At 63.4% G+C, this 15,581-nt stretch carries 13 protein-coding genes; 11 read left to right on the top strand and 2 right to left on the bottom strand.

All coding sequences use genetic code 11. The features are described 5' to 3' along the window. Nucleotides 1–590 precede the first annotated feature (590 nt). Nucleotides 591–1,625, top strand: a complete 1,035-nt coding sequence (locus QQL24_RS21310) for a phytanoyl-CoA dioxygenase family protein (protein WP_284314309.1) — start codon at nucleotides 591–593, stop codon at nucleotides 1,623–1,625. A gap of 136 nt (nucleotides 1,626–1,761) precedes the next feature. After that, a complete protein-coding gene (locus QQL24_RS21315; protein WP_284314310.1) occupies nucleotides 1,762–2,934 on the top strand; it encodes a S1 family peptidase in 1,173 nt (390 codons plus the stop codon). Between the two features lie 12 nt (nucleotides 2,935–2,946). Here QQL24_RS21315 and QQL24_RS21320 read toward each other — a convergent pair whose 3' ends face one another. Continuing rightward, on the bottom strand, nucleotides 2,947–3,975 hold the full coding sequence (locus QQL24_RS21320) for a DUF4424 family protein (protein WP_284314311.1): 1,029 nt from the start codon (nucleotides 3,973–3,975) through the stop codon (nucleotides 2,947–2,949). 255 nt (nucleotides 3,976–4,230) lie between these two features. Here QQL24_RS21320 and rsmH point away from each other — a divergent pair, with 255 nt between their 5' ends. The 6 genes from rsmH (at nucleotide 4,231) to murD (ending at nucleotide 11,628) form a co-directional block, all read left to right on the top strand. Next, nucleotides 4,231–5,256, top strand: a complete 1,026-nt coding sequence (gene rsmH, locus QQL24_RS21325; RefSeq protein WP_284314312.1) for a 16S rRNA (cytosine(1402)-N(4))-methyltransferase RsmH — start codon at nucleotides 4,231–4,233, stop codon at nucleotides 5,254–5,256. Continuing rightward, on the top strand, nucleotides 5,253–5,609 hold the full coding sequence (gene ftsL, locus QQL24_RS21330; protein ID WP_284314313.1) for a cell division protein FtsL: 357 nt from the start codon (nucleotides 5,253–5,255) through the stop codon (nucleotides 5,607–5,609). The genes rsmH and ftsL overlap by 4 nt, the downstream gene beginning before the upstream one ends. Continuing rightward, a complete protein-coding gene (locus QQL24_RS21335) occupies nucleotides 5,606–7,441 on the top strand; it encodes a peptidoglycan D,D-transpeptidase FtsI family protein (protein ID WP_284314314.1) in 1,836 nt (611 codons plus the stop codon). Before ftsL ends, QQL24_RS21335 begins: the two co-directional genes overlap by 4 nt. Before the next feature lie 142 nt (nucleotides 7,442–7,583). Continuing rightward, nucleotides 7,584–9,035, top strand: a complete 1,452-nt coding sequence (locus QQL24_RS21340) for a UDP-N-acetylmuramoyl-L-alanyl-D-glutamate--2,6-diaminopimelate ligase (protein WP_284314315.1) — start codon at nucleotides 7,584–7,586, stop codon at nucleotides 9,033–9,035. A gap of 80 nt (nucleotides 9,036–9,115) precedes the next feature. Beyond that, entirely contained in the window at nucleotides 9,116–10,237 is a 1,122-nt protein-coding gene (gene mraY, locus QQL24_RS21345) for a phospho-N-acetylmuramoyl-pentapeptide-transferase (RefSeq protein ID WP_284314316.1), read from the top strand. A gap of 2 nt (nucleotides 10,238–10,239) precedes the next feature. Then, entirely contained in the window at nucleotides 10,240–11,628 is a 1,389-nt protein-coding gene (murD, locus tag QQL24_RS21350) for a UDP-N-acetylmuramoyl-L-alanine--D-glutamate ligase (RefSeq protein WP_284314317.1), read from the top strand. Nucleotides 11,629–11,730: 102 nt separating this feature from the next. Here the strand turns inward: murD and QQL24_RS21355 are convergent, their stop codons facing one another. Beyond that, entirely contained in the window at nucleotides 11,731–12,615 is an 885-nt protein-coding gene (locus tag QQL24_RS21355; protein ID WP_284314318.1) for a LysR family transcriptional regulator, read from the bottom strand. A 113-nt stretch (nucleotides 12,616–12,728) separates the two neighbouring features. Between QQL24_RS21355 and QQL24_RS21360 the strand changes: the two genes are divergently transcribed. The 3 genes from QQL24_RS21360 (at nucleotide 12,729) to murG (ending at nucleotide 15,439) form a co-directional block, all read left to right on the top strand. Beyond that, entirely contained in the window at nucleotides 12,729–12,914 is a 186-nt protein-coding gene (locus QQL24_RS21360) for a 4-oxalocrotonate tautomerase (protein WP_284314319.1), read from the top strand. A 264-nt stretch (nucleotides 12,915–13,178) separates the two neighbouring features. Further along, complete coding sequence (locus QQL24_RS21365) at nucleotides 13,179–14,351, top strand: FtsW/RodA/SpoVE family cell cycle protein (protein WP_284314320.1); 1,173 nt, start codon at nucleotides 13,179–13,181, stop codon at nucleotides 14,349–14,351. Next, nucleotides 14,345–15,439, top strand: a complete 1,095-nt coding sequence (murG, locus tag QQL24_RS21370) for an undecaprenyldiphospho-muramoylpentapeptide beta-N-acetylglucosaminyltransferase (RefSeq protein WP_284314484.1) — start codon at nucleotides 14,345–14,347, stop codon at nucleotides 15,437–15,439. The genes QQL24_RS21365 and murG overlap by 7 nt, the downstream gene beginning before the upstream one ends. Nucleotides 15,440–15,581: the final 142 nt, after the last annotated feature.

Consider the following 15,581-nt stretch of genomic DNA (forward strand, 5'->3'; position numbering starts at 1 on the left):
TCTGTCGAGCCCGGCAATGCGGTATCAATGAACAAGCAGATAGCTGATTTGCCGAAGGGACGGAAGCTTATAATCCTCAACCATGGCGATAGTTGACTCTAGTTCATGTATACTATTTGTACACTGAGGGATTAAGATACACTAATTGAGATATATCGTGTGAATATTTAAGTTAAATTACTGATAATAATCAAATAGATTCGTATTTTTTGGCGGTAATATTTTATTTGCGTGAGTTTCGACTCCGTCGTGGTCACAAAATCGTGTTCAGTTTTGGTTTGACAGGCTCCGGCCTGTGCGGGGTGGCTTCGCCTTGGCATGGATCGTGCATTTGGGACGTCAGGTTCAGAGCGGTGTGGCGATGCGGGCGCTTTCCCGGCCGCGAGCCTCGCCAGTCGGCGTTGCGCCGGCTTAACGGGAGGCGCCGCGTGGTTCCTCCGAGAAAAGTGAGCACCCAACCTCTGGCGCGGGGTTGGGCACCAGGTACCACAAGCTCAAAATTTATGCGGCGCGCTTAGTGAAGGTCCACAACCATGCTGCATTTTTCTGCTAGTATCAAAAGAGGTAGATAGGGTGTGGAGTTACTGCATATGGTGAGTGCTATTACTCAATTGGACGTAATTTCCGATCGTCAGCTGGAGCAGTTCCAGCGCGACGGATACATGATTATCAAGGCCGCCTTTACAAAAGATACTGCAAAGTTATGTGAGAATTTGATTCTCGAAATGCTGAAAAGCGAACATCAAGTCGACCCGAAAGCGCCCTACAAGGCCAGGTTTGTCTTGAACAGACGTGCCAGCGTCGTTTTCGACAGGATGATAACATCCAGGCTCACCGCCGGATTGAATAAACTTTTCGGAAGGGATGGCTGGGATTCGACGCATTTCCGCAGTCATGGCGACTTCTTCATCACATTTCCAGGCTTTGTGAAATCCTCGCAAAAGCCATCGCCCCTTGTCGGTCGTTGGCATGTTGATCTCGGTTACCGCGCCGCCGAGGCCCATGACATCCATGACAGGAACTGCGCCTTCGTACCCGCATTCCTGCTGACCGACTCCAGGCAGGACGGTGCCTGCACGCTCGTTGCGGCCGGCTCGCACCGGATCGTCGCCCGCTTGCTCGGATCGATGGACGAGCCCGTCAAGCGCCAGGACATGGTGGCGTTCTGCGAAGGCTATATTTCGCGAAAGGAAGGACAGGACAGCGTGGTGCAGTTGACCGGCGAGGCCGGCGACGTCGTGGTGATGCATCCGCTCCTGATGCATGCGGCCTCGGCCAATTGCCGCGACACGGTCCGCATCATGGCCAATACCGGCGTTGGCGGTATCGGCAAGCGTCAACTCGGAGCCAACGACACCAACCGCTCTGTGGCAGATGAGGTGATCTGGCAGGAGATCAAATCGATCCAGCGCAAGCCCGCGGACGAACGCTTCCTGAAAACGGCTCTTTCCCTCAACCGCTATTTCTGGGCCCTGCGCTATCGGCTCTATGACCGGTGGAAACGGGAAGCGGAGACGAGGCGTGACAGCCGGGAAGTCTCTTTCGACTGGCGCGTATTGCCCTACCTCCTGCTTAAACCGATCTGCACGCTGACGACATCGGCCATCGTCAGGATTGTCGGATGATGCGCAAGCCGCGTGCGACGCTTACCTTGCACGGCACGCGCCTCATGTTCCCGCGACCTCGCGTAATGGTCTCCAGCAGTGCGTTGCTGTAAGTCTTGACGGACGGAACGAGATCTGGATTCGGCCGGAAATGACGATGCGAATGAAGCGGATGCTCACCCTGGTCCTGGCCGCGGCGAGCGCTGCCATGTCACTGGCGCTGTGGTCATCGGCGTCCTGGGGCGCCAAGCCGTCCCCGCCGCCTCCCGATCCAAGCTTCCATTATGTCGATGACGCCGATGCCTATGGCAAATATGTCGCCTTCATCGCCACGCGGCAGGGTTCGGTGTTCTATTATTGTGCCGGCAGCATCATCGACCGGCGCTTCATCCTGACGGCGGCGCATTGTGTCGCGCCGAAGGCCGGCGCGACGACCGTCTATTTCGGCACGGACATGCGGCATTTCCAGCGCGGGGGCAAGGGCATCCCGGCTGCGGATGTAAGGATCAATCCGCGTTATTTCGACGATACTGGCCCAGCCGAGAAGACCGCGCTGTGGTGGCAGGACCAGCACGAGGCGGACCTTGCCGTGATCGAGCTGTCGCGCGATGTCCCCGACGGCTACAAGCCCGTCGCGCTGGACTATACCACCACGTACAAGACCGACGGCCATTTCTCGCGGACGATCTCGGGCTACAGCCTGGGCTATGGCGATATCATCACGCCCAAGGGCAAGAAAAAGCTCGATATCCGGCTCAAGCGCAAGGATCTCGGCGGCCTGCGCGTGTTCGAATATTCCAACATCCTGCTCGCCGCGCCCGAGAAGGCCGCCTATTCGGTGTGCAGCGGCGATTCCGGCGGCCCGATCATCCTGAGCGACGGTGCCGATACACCGCGGCAGATCGGCGTGAACTCGCGCGCCGATCTCAAATGCCAGGGCAGTTCCGCCCCGGCGCCGATCGCCGACTCCTATGACTGGATCCGCGCTGCCATGATCGACCTCAAGGCACCGAACCCGGTGCCTGCGCGCCCGGATTACGCCGGCGACTGCGTGGAGCGTGCCGCCAGCTTAAAAAGCGTCGACGGCAAGCCCTCGGTCGAGATCAGCATTACCAATAGCTGCACGGCCACGGTACGCTGCATCGATGCCGGCTGGTACAAGGATGACAAGGGCCCGCGCACCTTGTTCAAGAACCCCGTCGATCTGAAGCCCGGCGAGGTCTACGCCAAGGCGCTGGCAGGCGTGAAAACGGCCGCCGACGAAGTGGGGCTCGCCGCATGCTCGCGGGTGGAGGACAAGGGCGCGACGGTGAGCAAGGCGGGACCGTGAGGGCGGTGCGGCCTATTTCCCCACATGCTTGTCGAGGATCAGCACGTCGATATTCCTGTCCGGGGTGTAGTTCGTCTTCTTCAGTTCATAGCGCGTGCTGCTGATCTTCTTCGCTCCGTCGGCGCAGAAGGAGACGAGGTTGTCGGGAAAGGCCTTGTCGATGGTGAGGTCGAAGCGGCCGACTGGGCCGAGGCTGTCTTTCGCGATGGCGTAGCCGAAATAGGTCTGCTGGGCCTTGAGATCGTCGGGCATCTCGCCGCCCTTGGCCTTGGCTTCGGCGATACGCTTGGTCAGGAGGTCGGCGGCGCGCAGGAAGCCGTCATCGGTGCAGTACTTCTTCTGGTATTGCGCCAGCGATTCACCGGTGAGATTGGCCTTGTCGAAATAGACGCCTGATGCCGTGCCGACGCTGGGGGTGAAGCTGTGCTGAAGCAGCACCTCCTTCCTTGCCGGGAAGACCTGCTGGCGGGTGAAGGTCGAGCGCAGGGTCCAAAGCGGGGTGACGCTGTCGCCCTCGATGCTGGCATAGCCGGTGCTGGTGAGCTTGGCGCGATCCTCGGCGCTGAGCTGCCGGATGGCCGCCACGGTGGCATCGCCGAGCGGCATCAGCGGAATGTTCAGGCCCTTGAGCAGATCGGTGATCTCGGTTTCCTGCCCGCCGTCAGGGGTGAAGAAGGCATGCTGCTCCAGCGTCGCTTCCGTCTGCCGGCCGTTAACCTTTGTCTGGAAGTTGAGGAAATTGGCGGAGCCGGGATCGGGGATGGCGACGGCGAGGTCCTGTTCGCCGGTGATATCGGGCAGCGCGAAAGAGACGGCGAGGGGAAGGTCCTTGTCGTCCTTGTTGTAGAGGCGGTAGGCGACGCGGATCTGCTTGGCGGAAAGAAAGACATCCTCGGCCCTTAGCTCGATTTGGTCGTTCTTGCCCAGAACTAGGCCACCAGCATCGAGATTGGCCACGGAATCGTCCGCCAGGGCGCCGCTGCAGGGCAAAGCGAGGGCAAGGCCGGCGCTCAGGAGGAGCGCTTTTGCGGAAGTCGACATCGGGACCGAATCTCCACACCAGTGCGGTGAATTGGCGCGATTGTGCATGGCTTTGCGAGGCGACGAAAGAGGTAAGCGCGATGCGGGAAATCGGCGGCCTGTTATACCATCGATTTGCATGACGTAAGGGAATTTCACGCGGGATTTCACGGCGCCGCGAACCGTTCATTAACCTTTCATCGGCGTTAATGGGATCGGAGAAATTCGCTCGATTTGCGGGCAAGTTCGTCCGCAATCAAGCTGTCCGAGAGTACCATGTCCGCACCGTCCATGCCCTCCAACGATGCTGCCCGGCATGTGCCGGTGATGCTCGCCGAGGTGCTGGAGGCACTGGCTCCGCGCGCGGGCGAGCGTTTCATCGACGGCACCTTCGGCGCCGGTGGCTATACCAAAGCTATTCTCGATGCCGCGCCCGGTGTGCGCGTGCTTGCAATCGACCGTGATCGCACCGCCATAAGCAATGGCATGGCGCTCGTGGAGGCTATGAAGGGGCGGCTCACGCTGGTCGAGGACCGCTTTTCCAATCTCGACGAGCTCGCGCCGATGTTGGGCGAGGGCGGGGTAGACGGTACGGTGCTCGACATCGGCGTCTCCTCCATGCAGCTCGACGAGGCCGAACGCGGCTTTTCCTTTCGCCGTGACGGACCGCTCGACATGCGCATGTCGAGCGAGGGGCCTAGCGCGGCCGATCTGGTGGCAACCCTGCCGGAAGAAACCTTGGCGCGCATCTTCTTCGTCCTCGGCGAGGAGCGCCGCGCCAATGCGCTGGCCCGCGCCATCGTCACCGACAGGGCGAAGGAACCCTTCACGCGCACCATGCAGCTCGCAGACCTTTGTGGGCGTGTGATCCGCTCCAAGCCGGGCGACATCCATCCGGCCACGCGCGCCTTCCAGGCCCTGCGCATCGCCGTCAATGGCGAGCTCGATGAACTGGGTGAAGCCTTGCTTGCCGCCGAGCGCGTGCTGAAGGCGGGCGGGCGCCTAGCCATCGTTACCTTCCACTCGCTGGAAGACCGCATCGTCAAGACCTTCTTCGCCGACCGTACCCGCAGCCAGGCCGGCGGCTCGCGCCATGCGCCCGTGACCGCGGTGCCGCCGGCAACCTTCATCCAGACCCATCGGGCCGCTGTCGCGGCTTCCCCCGCCGAGGCGGAAGCCAATCCACGCGCCCGTTCCGCCAAACTGCGCTTCGCCATTCGCAGCGAGGCGCCCGCCCGCAATACCGGTACCAGCTTTCTCGGACTGCCTGACATGAAACTTCAATCCGGGAGGAGCCGGTGACGCGCATCCTCAATCTCGTCCTGGTCGGCCTGCTGGTGGCTTCGGCGATCGGCGTCTACTCGATCAAATATGAGTCGACCCTGCAGGCCGAGAAGGTCGCCAAGCTTCGCCGCTCGATCGATGCCGAACGCCGCTCGATCGAGGCGCTTCGGGCGGAATGGGCCTATATGAGCCAGCCCGAGCGGGTGGGAGACATGGCCAAGCGCCATCTCGACCTCGTGCCGATGAAGATCACGCAGGTCATCACCCCCGCCGACCTGCCGGCCAAGGTGCAGCAGGGTGATCTGATTGCCGAGAAACTCGAAGGTTTGGGCCTTGCCGGGCAGCCGCAGGTGACAGGATCGACGCAATGAGCCAAGAGACTTTGAGCGGCGAGACTCTCGTTGAGGACCAGGCCGCGCACGCCGTCTCCACGGCGCACGAGATCGTACCCCAACCGGTTGCCGCTCCGGCGCGAGCTGCACCGCCACGCCGCATGACCAAGCTGCAGAAGAGTGCGAGCCGCATCGTGCTGATCGTGGCCGGCTTTGCCTGCATCTATGTGGCGATCTTTGCTCGCCTGACCCAGTTCGGCGCCGAACCAGACCAGCAATTCGATGCGCGCCGTTCCGCCGCCGACCAGCTCGCCGCCGCGCGCCCCGCCATCCTCGATCGCAACGGCCGCATCCTTGCCACCGATGTGCAGGTGCCCTCGCTCTATGCCGAGCCGAAGAAGATCATCGATGTCGATGAGGCGACCGAACTGCTGACAGCCCAGCTGCCGGATCTCGATGCCCGCGAGCTGCGCACCAAACTCGCTTCCGGCAAGGGCTTCATCTGGCTGAAGCGCGAGATCACGCCCGAGCAGCAGGCCTCGATCTACAAGCTCGGCCTGCCCGGCGTCGGCTTCATCATGGAGAACAAGCGGATTTATCCCAACGGCTCCACGCTGAGCCACGTGCTGGGCGCCGTGAACATCGACAACCAGGGCATCGCCGGCATCGAGAAATATATCGATTCCAAGCGCGGCCTCAGCGACTTGCAGGCGCTCGGCTACGCTTCGAGTTCGGACGACATGAAGCCGGTGCAGCTCTCCATCGACCTGCGCGCCCAGGCTATCATGCGTGACGAGCTGGTGGACGGCATGGCGCATTTCCGCGCCAAGGCGTCTGCCGGCGCCATCATGGACGTGAACACCGGCGAGATGCTCTCCCTGGTGTCACTGCCCGATTTCAATCCGAACAATCCGGCCGACGCGCTCGATCCCAACAAGATCAACCGCATCAATGTCGGCACCTACGAGATGGGCTCCACCTTCAAGGCCCTCACGCTGGCCGAAGGCATCGAATCCGGCAGGTTCACCACAAACTCAATCCTGGACGCGGTGCATCCACTGCATTTCGGCCGCTTCACCATCACGGACTACCACGCCACCTACTCGATGCTCAGCCTGCCGCAGGTGTTCGTGCATTCGTCCAATCTCGGCGCCGCCAAGATCGCACTGTCGCTCGGTACCGATGCACAGAAGGCCTTCCTCACCATGATGGGGCAGACCTCGCGCCTCGTCACGGAACTGCCGGAAAACGCCATGCCCCTCGTGCCGCGGCGCTGGAGCGAGGTGAGTACGGCCACGATCTCCTTCGGTCACGGCATCGCCGTTGCCCCGTTGCAGGCGCTGATGGCGGTGGGCGCAATGATGAATGGCGGCCATCTCATCAAGCCTACCTTCCTGATGCGCAATGAGGATAATGCTCTGGCATCCTCGATCCAGGTGCTCAAGCCGCATACCTCGGACGTGATGCGCTATGTGCTGCGCCTCAACGCCACCGATCCGAAGGGCTCTGCGAAATTCGCCGACCGGTTCGGCCTGCAGGTCGGCGGCAAGACGGGTACCGCCGAAAAGCTCGTCGGCGGGCGCTATGCCAAGGACAAGCTGCACAACTTCACCACCTTCATGGCGGTGTTCCCATTCGACAAGCCCAAATATCTGGTGCTGGTGATCTATGACGAGCCCCAGCCCGTGCCGGAGAGCTATGGCTACACCACGGCAGCCTGGAACGGCGGCGTCACCACCGGCAAGATCCTGGAGCGCGTCGCTCCGCTGCTCGGCGTGAAGCCGCGCTTCTACGATGTGCCGAACGCCATACCGCCGCTCTACGCGCCGAAGGACCAGGCGCTGAACATGGCCTGGCTCACCGCCCATTGAGGCGCGCGGCCGGCAAGAAGATGGAGGTCACGGCTCCTGCGCCACAGCCCGGTCATGGAAAGGTTCCATTGCCGGGCTTCCGTCTATAGAAGACGCCCCGCTGAATCCTTGCCAGCCGAACACCTCATGACCAAGACCCCATATGACTAAGACCCTTGCCGACATCGCGCCGAAAGACACCCTCGATCCAAGCATCGCCGGGATCGCCGTGGCCGGCATCACGGCGGATTCGCGACAGGTGAAGCCCGGCTTCGTCTTCGTGGCGATTCCCGGCACCAAGAGTGACGGGCTGGATTATGTGCCGCAAGCTGTTGCCTCCGGCGCAGTCGCGGTGGTGGCTGAGCAGAGGCTCGAGCTTGGGGGGCAGGTCGCCAGCTTCATGGTGACGAACGCCCGCAAGGCCCTCAGCGAGATCGCCGCTGCCTTCTATGACCGCCAGCCCGCCATCATCACAGCCGTGACGGGCACCAGTGGCAAGACCTCGGTCGCCGCCTTCGTGCGCCAGATCTGGGAGCGTCTCGGCCACCAGGCGGCCTATATCGGCACGATCGGCATGGTGGCACCCTGGGGCGAGACCTATGGCTCGCTGACCACGCCCGATCCGGTCGAACTGCACCGCCTGATCGACGAACTTGCCGGCAAGGGCATCACGCATCTGGCCATGGAGGCCTCCTCGCACGGGCTCGACCAGTATCGGCTCGACGGCGTCAGGCTTGCCGCCGGCGCCTTCACCAACCTGTCGCGCGACCATCTCGACTACCACCCCACGGTCGAGGCCTATCTGGATGCCAAGCTCCGGCTCTTCCGGGAATTGCTGCCGACCGGCGCCGGCGCCGTGGTCTCGGCCGATCATGCCGAAGCCCAGGCGGTGATCGCGGCCGCGCAGGCGAGGGGGCTCGCCCTCATCACCGTCGGTGAGGCCGGTGACGGCATCAGGCTGCTATCCAACCGGATCGATGGTTTCACCCAGCATCTGATGCTGGAGCATCGCGGGCGCTCCCATGCCGTGAAGCTGCCGCTTGCTGGCCGTTTCCAGGTGGAGAACGCCCTGGTGGCAGCTGGCCTCTGCATCGCCACGGGCGGGGAGCCTGCGGCCGTCTTCGCAGCGCTGGAACAGTTGCACGGCGCCAAGGGCCGGCTCGACCTGGTCGGCACCGTGGAGGGAGCGCCCGTGCTCGTCGACTATGCCCATAAGCCGGATGCGCTCGAAAAAGCGCTGGAAGCCCTGAAGCCCTTCGCCAAGCGCGAGCTCGTGGTGATCTTCGGCTGCGGCGGCGACCGGGACCCCGGCAAGCGCCCGATGATGGGCGAGATCGCCACGCGCCTCGCCGACAAGGTGATCGTCACCGACGACAATCCGCGCAGCGAGGATCCTGCCGCCATCCGTGCCGCCGTGCTCGCTGCCGCACCCGGCGCCATCGAGATCGGCGACCGCCGCCTTGCCATCGAGACCGCGGTTGCCGAACTCGGTCACGGCGATGTCTTGCTCATTGCCGGAAAGGGCCATGAACCCGGTCAGATCGTCGGCAAGACAATCCTGCCTTTTTCGGATCACGACGTGGCGCGCGAGGCCATCGCGCGCCGCACGGCGTGATTGAAGTTTATTTGGTGTAACGTCGCTCCCGCGAGCGGCCTGATTCGGCCAGGCGTGGCCGAGGGTTTGAGAGGGTTTCCATGTTCTACCTGCTGAGCCGCTTCAGCGAACATTTCGAGGTCCTCAACGTCTTTCGCTACATCACCTTCCGCACCGGCGGGGCGATTGCGACGGCATTGCTCTTCGTGTTCTTCTTCGGACCCTGGACGATCTCCTGGCTGCGCCTGAAGCAGGGCAAGGGCCAGCCGATCCGCATTGATGGCCCGCAGTCGCACCTCTCCAAGCGCGGCACGCCGACCATGGGCGGGCTGATGATCCTGTCCGGCTTGACGGTCTCGGTGCTGCTCTGGGGCAACCTCACCAATCCCTATGTCTGGATGGTGCTGCTCGTCACGCTCGGCTTCGGGGCCATCGGTTTTTATGACGACTATCTGAAGGTGACCAAGCAGAGCCACAAGGGCTTCTCGGGCCGATCCCGCCTCTCGTTCGAATTCGCCATTGCGGCGATCGCGGTGATCGTGATGGCGGAAGTGGGCGGAGCGCGCTTTTTCGGCCTCCTGTGGGGCAGCGGCGAGGCGATCCCCCAGGCGACCTCGCTGGCATTTCCCTTCTTCAAGGAACTCCTTCTCAACCTCTCCTACTTCTTCGTCGTTTTTGGCGCTTTCATCATCGTGGGCTTCGGCAATGCCGTGAATCTCACCGATGGTCTCGACGGCCTTGCCATTGTGCCGGTGATGGTGGCGGCGGGCAGCTTCGGCTTCATCGCCTATCTCGCCGGCAACGCGGTATTCTCGAACTATCTGCAGATCCACTTCGTGCCCGGTACCGGCGAACTGGCGGTGATCTGCGGCGCCATGATCGGGGCAGGCCTCGGCTTCCTGTGGTTCAACGCGCCGCCCGCCCAGATCTTCATGGGCGACACCGGTTCGCTGGCGCTCGGCGGCATGCTGGGCTCGATCGCGGTTGCGACCAAGCATGAGATCGTGCTGCTGATTGTCGGCGGCCTGTTCGTGGCCGAGACGCTGTCGGTCATCATCCAGGTGATCTCCTTCCGCTATACCGGCAAGCGCGTCTTCAAGATGGCGCCGATCCACCACCATTTCGAGCAATTGGGCTGGAGCGAGCCGCAGGTCGTCATCCGCTTCTGGATCATCGCCATCGTGCTGGCGCTGGTCGGCCTCGGCACGCTGAAGCTGAGGTAAGCATGACTCCGGTGACCTGTTTCGGCGACCGTGTGGTTGCCGTGTTCGGCCTTGGCGGCTCGGGCCTTGCGACAGCCCTGGCCCTGGCCGCGGGCGGCGCCCGGCCGATCGTCTGGGATGATGGCGAGGCCGGCCGCAACGCGGCGGCCGCCAAGGGGCTGTCGGTAGAAAATCTCGCCGAGATCGATTGGACCTCGATTGCCGCGTTGATCCTTTCTCCCGGCGTGCCGCTCACCCATCCGGAGCCGCACTGGACGGTGAGGCTTGCCGCCAGCCACGGCGTGGAGGTGATCGGCGATATCGAGCTTTTCGTGCGCCAACGCCGCCTGCAGGCGCCGGGCGCGCCCTTCGTCGCCATCACCGGCACCAATGGCAAATCGACCACGACGGCGCTGATCGCCCATCTCTTCGCGGCGGCGGGCCATGACACCCAGCTCGGGGGCAATATCGGCACGGCGATCCTCTCGCTCGAGCCGCCGGCGCCGGATCGCGTGCATGTGATCGAGTGCTCGTCCTATCAGATCGACCTTGCGCCGAGCATCGATCCTTCCGTCGGCATTCTGCTCAATGTCACCGAGGACCACCTCGACCGTCACGGCACTCTGGAGCATTACGCCGCCGTCAAGGCGCGCCTGGTCCAGGGTGCGAAGACGGCTGTGGTCGGCGTCGACGATCCCTGGTGTGCGGCCATCGCCGACGACATCGAACGCCAGGGCGGCAAGGTCATCCGCATCTCGGTGGAGAAGGTTCTTGTTGATGGCGTCTATGCCATTGGCGAGACGCTTTATTCCGCCGAAGGGGGCAGGGCGGTCGAGGTCGCCGCGCTCGCCGGCGTCGGCTCCCTGCGTGGCGCGCACAACGCGCAGAACGCCTGCGCCGCGCTTGCGGCTACGCGTGCGCAAGGCCTCAGCCTCGATCAGATCCAGGCCGGCGTGCGCAGTTTCCCCGGTCTTGCCCACCGCATGGAGCAGGTCGGCCGGCTCGGGCCTGTGCTGTTCGTCAACGACTCCAAGGCCACCAATGCCGACGCCGCCGCCAAGGCGCTCTCCTCCTTCGAGGCCATGTACTGGATCGCCGGCGGCAAGCCGAAGACCGGCGGCATCGTCTCCCTGGCCGAGTATTTCCCGAGGATCCGCAAGGCCTATCTGATCGGGGAGGCGACGGAGGAATTCGCCGAGACGCTGGATGGGCATGTCCCGTTTGTGCGCGCGGAGACCATCGACAAGGCCGTACCGCTCGCCGCCGCCGATGCCGTCGCCTCCGGCCTTCCCGAACCGGTGGTGCTGCTCTCGCCGGCCTGTGCTTCCTTCGACCAGTTCCGCAATTTCGAGGAACGGGGCAAGGCGTTCAGCGCCGCCGTGCTGGCCCTGCCGGGTATTGGGAAGGTATGACTGAGGCTGCCGAGCTACGCGTCGAAACACAGAAGGGCGGGCATGGTTCGCGGTCGGCTTCGTGCGATCGGCGGCTTGTATTGCCCCAGGAAAAGGCGACCATCAGCCGAAACGGGCTACCAGAAAGTCGATAGCGCTGCGCAGCATGGCGGTGGGCCGGCGATCCGGCGCGTAGACGAGGTGCATGGGCGTCGGCTTGTAAGACCATTGCGGCAGAACCGGTTCGAGTCGACCCGCTTCAAGATCGCGAAGCAGTAACAGCTCCGGTTGCAGCACGACGCCCGCGCTATGCAGCGCGGCGACACGCAGTGCCGATCCCTGGTTCGTGGTGAAACGGCTGCTCACGGTCACCGCGCAGGTTTCGTTTTCCGGACCGACGAGGTGCCAGACGCCTTGCGTGCGCCAATAGGCGTGGCCGAGGCATTCGTGATCGCTCAATTCCCGGGGATGTTCCGGCCGGCCGCGGCGGGCCAGATAGGAAGGCGCGGCGGCCAGAATGCGCCGATAGGGTTTCAGCGGCCGCGCGACCAGGTTCACGTCCTTCAACTCGCCGATTTGAATGCCGAGTTCACAACCCTCGCTGATCAGATCGGGAGTGCGGTTGTCGAGAACGAGATCGACGCTGACCTCGAGGTTGCGTTGCAGATAGTCCACCAGCGCCGGAACAAGGCTTTCGCTGCCGAAACTCACAGGCGCGACGAGGCGCAGGCGCCCGCGAGGGCTGGCCTGCAATTCCGAGGCACTTGCTTCGGCCATGGCCACTTCGGCCAGCACATTCTTGCATCGCTCATAATAGAGGCGTCCGATTTCGGTGATCTGGTGGCGACGGGTGGTGCGGTGAAGCAGCCGGGCGCCCAGACGACGTTCGATGGAGCGTATATGTTTGGCGACCATGGTCGCCGACACGCGGCTGGCCTCGGCGGCGGCGGTGAAGCTGCCGTGTTCCACAACCGTGACGAACATCGCCATGCCGGCCAGCCTGTCCATGATTGCAACCCATATGGTTCGGAATGAAATACCCAGATGCGTGTTTATCGCCAAATCGGTTTGCGGGACACTCCTGAGGGCCCTCAATCGGGCCTTTTCAGAAGGAAATGATCATGCCTGTCTTGCGACTGGAAATGCATCCCGGACGGACACAAGAGCAAAAGCGTGCCTTTGTCCGCGAGACGACGAGAGCCGTCGTCGAAACCCTGGTTTGCCCGCCGGAATCTGTCGAGATCATCATCACCGAGATTCCGAAAGATGCTTGGGCAGTAGCTGGAAAGCTCAAGTCGGACGGCTGAGGGCGAAGCTCCTGGATCGTCATGTCGTCTTTCGAGCGCCGGGGTGATGATCGCCCCGGCGCTCCAATACTTCGCAGAAATTCACGAGCCGTTCTGCGGAACCCAGCATTCCGCTGCCGGCCACCTCGCTCGATCTCCTTCTTCATCGGGTTCCGCATCGCGGGCCGGGAGAAAGAGCCACAAGCTGGCCCCACTTAACCCTTCCTAAACCGTGTCGGGAGCACTGCTAGGGCGTATCTGCCTCAGTTGACGGACCTCCCTTTCATGGCCTCGCGTACCGAACGTTCAGCCTTCAATTCCTGGTGGTGGACCGTCGATCGGCTGATGCTGATGACCATCCTCGCTTTGATGCTGATCGGCATCGTGCTGCTGCTAGCCGCGAGCCCCGCCGTCGCCGAGCGCATCGGCATCAATGACATGTTCCATTTCGTCAACCGCCAGGCGATCCTGATCCCGCCGGCGCTGATGGTGATGGTGGGCGTCTCCTTCCTCTCGCCCCAGGCCCTGCGACGGCTCGCACTGGCGGTCTTCATCGTCTCGATCATGCTGGTGGTGGCGACGCTGCTGTTCGGCGCCGAGGTCAAGGGCTCCAAACGCTGGATCGCCGGCATCCAGCCCTCCGAATTTCTCAAGCCAGCCTTCGTGGTGCTAGCGGCCTGGCTGTTCTCCGAGAACGTCAAGCGGCCCGATGTGCCCGGCAACATCCTCGCCATCCTGCTGCTCACCTGTTCGGCGGGCCTGCTGATCATGCAGCCCGACTTCGGCCAGACCATGCTGATCTCCATCGTCTGGGGCGCGCTGTTCTTCATGGCCGGCCTGCACTGGTTCTGGATGGTCGGGCTCGGCGGCATCGGCACTGTCGGCATCGTGGCGGCCTATCACTTCATCCCGCACGTGACCTCGCGCATCGACCGCTTCCTGAAGCCCGAGGGCACCGACACCTTCCAGGTGGACGTGGCGCGCGACGCCTTTCTCTCCGGCGGCTGGTTCGGCAAGGGGCCGGGCGAGGGCACCTACAAGCTGATCCTGCCGGACTGCCACACCGACTTCATCATGGCGGTGACGGGCGAAGAGTTCGGCCTACTGTTCGTCATGGTCCTGGTGGCCATGTTCGCGCTGATCGTGCTGCGGGGCTTCTGGCACGCCTTCAGGCTGGAAGATCCGTTCTGCCGCTTCGCCACCGCCGGCCTCACCTTGCTGTTCGGCCTGCAGTCCTCGATCAACCTGATGGTCAATCTCCACATGATGCCGGCCAAGGGCATGACGCTGCCCTTCATCTCCTATGGCGGCTCCTCGCTGATCTCGGTGGCCTATGGCATGGGCATGGTGCTCGCGCTTACCCGCCGCCGTCCGCGCACCGACATGCTGGAAAGCGCCTTCACCTTCCGTGACCGCCATCGTGGTCCCTCCGAGGCCGGCGTGGGGCTGGCATCGTGAGCGGCAAGACCATCCTGCTCTGTGCGGGGGGCACCGGCGGTCACCTCTTCCCGGCCGAGGCCCTTGCCGGTGCCCTGGTACCGCTCGGCTTCAGCGTCCAGCTCGCCACCGATGAGAGGGTGGAGCGCTACACCAGCACCTTTGCCTGGCAGCACATCCATGTCATTCCCTCCGAGACGGTACGCTCGCGCTCGCCCATGGCGATGGCGAACACGCTCTGGCGCCTCGGCAGCGGCACCCTCGCTGCCTGGCGCATGCTGGGCCGGGTGAAGCCGGCCGTGGTGATCGGCTTCGGCGGCTATCCCACCGTGCCGCCCTTGACGGCCGCGACCTGGCGCAAGATCCCCACCATGATCCACGAGGCCAATGCGGTGATGGGCCGGGCCAACCGCATGCTGGCGCCCAAGGTGACGCGCATCGCCACCGGCTTTGCCGAAGTGTCGATGATGGACAATGTCCCGAAGTCGAAGCTGATCCACACGGGCAATCCCGTGCGCCCCGCTGTGATCGCGGCGGCGGCAATGCCCTATCCCGCGACGGGCGATCGCATCACCCTGCTCGTCTTCGGCGGCAGCCAGGGGGCGGCGGTGATGTCGAAGATCGTGCCGCCGGCAATTGCCCGCCTAGACGAGGGATTGCGACGCCGTTTGCACATCGTCCAGCAGGCCCGCAAGGAGGATCTGGCCGCGGTGCGCCAGATCTATGCGGGGCTTGGCGTCAGCGCCGAGATCGAAGAGTTCTTCCGTGACCTGCCGGCCCGCATCGCCGCGGCCCATCTCGTGGTCAGCCGCAGCGGCGCCTCCACCGTCGCCGAGCTCTCGGTGATCGGGCGTCCGTCGATCCTGGTGCCGTTGCCAGGAGCGCTCGATCAGGATCAGGCTGCCAATGCACGGACGCTGGCGGCCGTCGACGGGGCGAGGATGGTGATGCAGTCGGACTTCACACCCGAAACGCTGGCAAGCGACCTGACCGCGCTGCTCGCCGATCCCGTCGGTCTGGAGCATATGGCGGCGAACGCCCGGCAGGCCGGCATTCCCGACGCGACGGACCGCCTCGCGGAATGGGTGGTGAAGCTGGCCGCGATGTAGTCTTCGGGGGGGCGGGTCTTCAGACCCTGCTGCTGTCTGATGCCTCCCGCCGGGAAGAGCCGGGTCTGAAGACCCGCCCCCCATTGTTGCCTCCGGCTCCCCGCGCCCCTATACGAACCGAAATTCCAACTTTCCGAGAGAT

This window comes from Labrys miyagiensis (assembly GCF_030160835.1).
GTDB lineage: Bacteria > Pseudomonadota > Alphaproteobacteria > Rhizobiales > Labraceae > Labrys > Labrys miyagiensis.

Bases quoted from the DNA above. Each gene is read 5' to 3' on its own strand.
- QQL24_RS21310 (WP_284314309.1), top strand. From the start codon at position 591: ATGGTGAGTGCTATTACTCAATTGGACGTAATTTCCGATCGTCAGCTG.
- QQL24_RS21315 (WP_284314310.1), top strand. From the start codon at position 1,762: ATGCGAATGAAGCGGATGCTCACCCTGGTCCTGGCCGCGGCGAGCGCT.
- QQL24_RS21320 (WP_284314311.1), bottom strand. From the start codon at position 3,975: ATGTCGACTTCCGCAAAAGCGCTCCTCCTGAGCGCCGGCCTTGCCCTC.
- rsmH (WP_284314312.1), top strand. From the start codon at position 4,231: ATGTCCGCACCGTCCATGCCCTCCAACGATGCTGCCCGGCATGTGCCG.
- QQL24_RS21335 (WP_284314314.1), top strand. From the start codon at position 5,606: ATGAGCCAAGAGACTTTGAGCGGCGAGACTCTCGTTGAGGACCAGGCC.
- QQL24_RS21340 (WP_284314315.1), top strand. From the start codon at position 7,584: ATGACTAAGACCCTTGCCGACATCGCGCCGAAAGACACCCTCGATCCA.
- mraY (WP_284314316.1), top strand. From the start codon at position 9,116: ATGTTCTACCTGCTGAGCCGCTTCAGCGAACATTTCGAGGTCCTCAAC.
- murD (WP_284314317.1), top strand. From the start codon at position 10,240: ATGACTCCGGTGACCTGTTTCGGCGACCGTGTGGTTGCCGTGTTCGGC.
- QQL24_RS21355 (WP_284314318.1), bottom strand. From the start codon at position 12,615: ATGGACAGGCTGGCCGGCATGGCGATGTTCGTCACGGTTGTGGAACAC.
- QQL24_RS21360 (WP_284314319.1), top strand. From the start codon at position 12,729: ATGCCTGTCTTGCGACTGGAAATGCATCCCGGACGGACACAAGAGCAA.
- QQL24_RS21365 (WP_284314320.1), top strand. From the start codon at position 13,179: ATGGCCTCGCGTACCGAACGTTCAGCCTTCAATTCCTGGTGGTGGACC.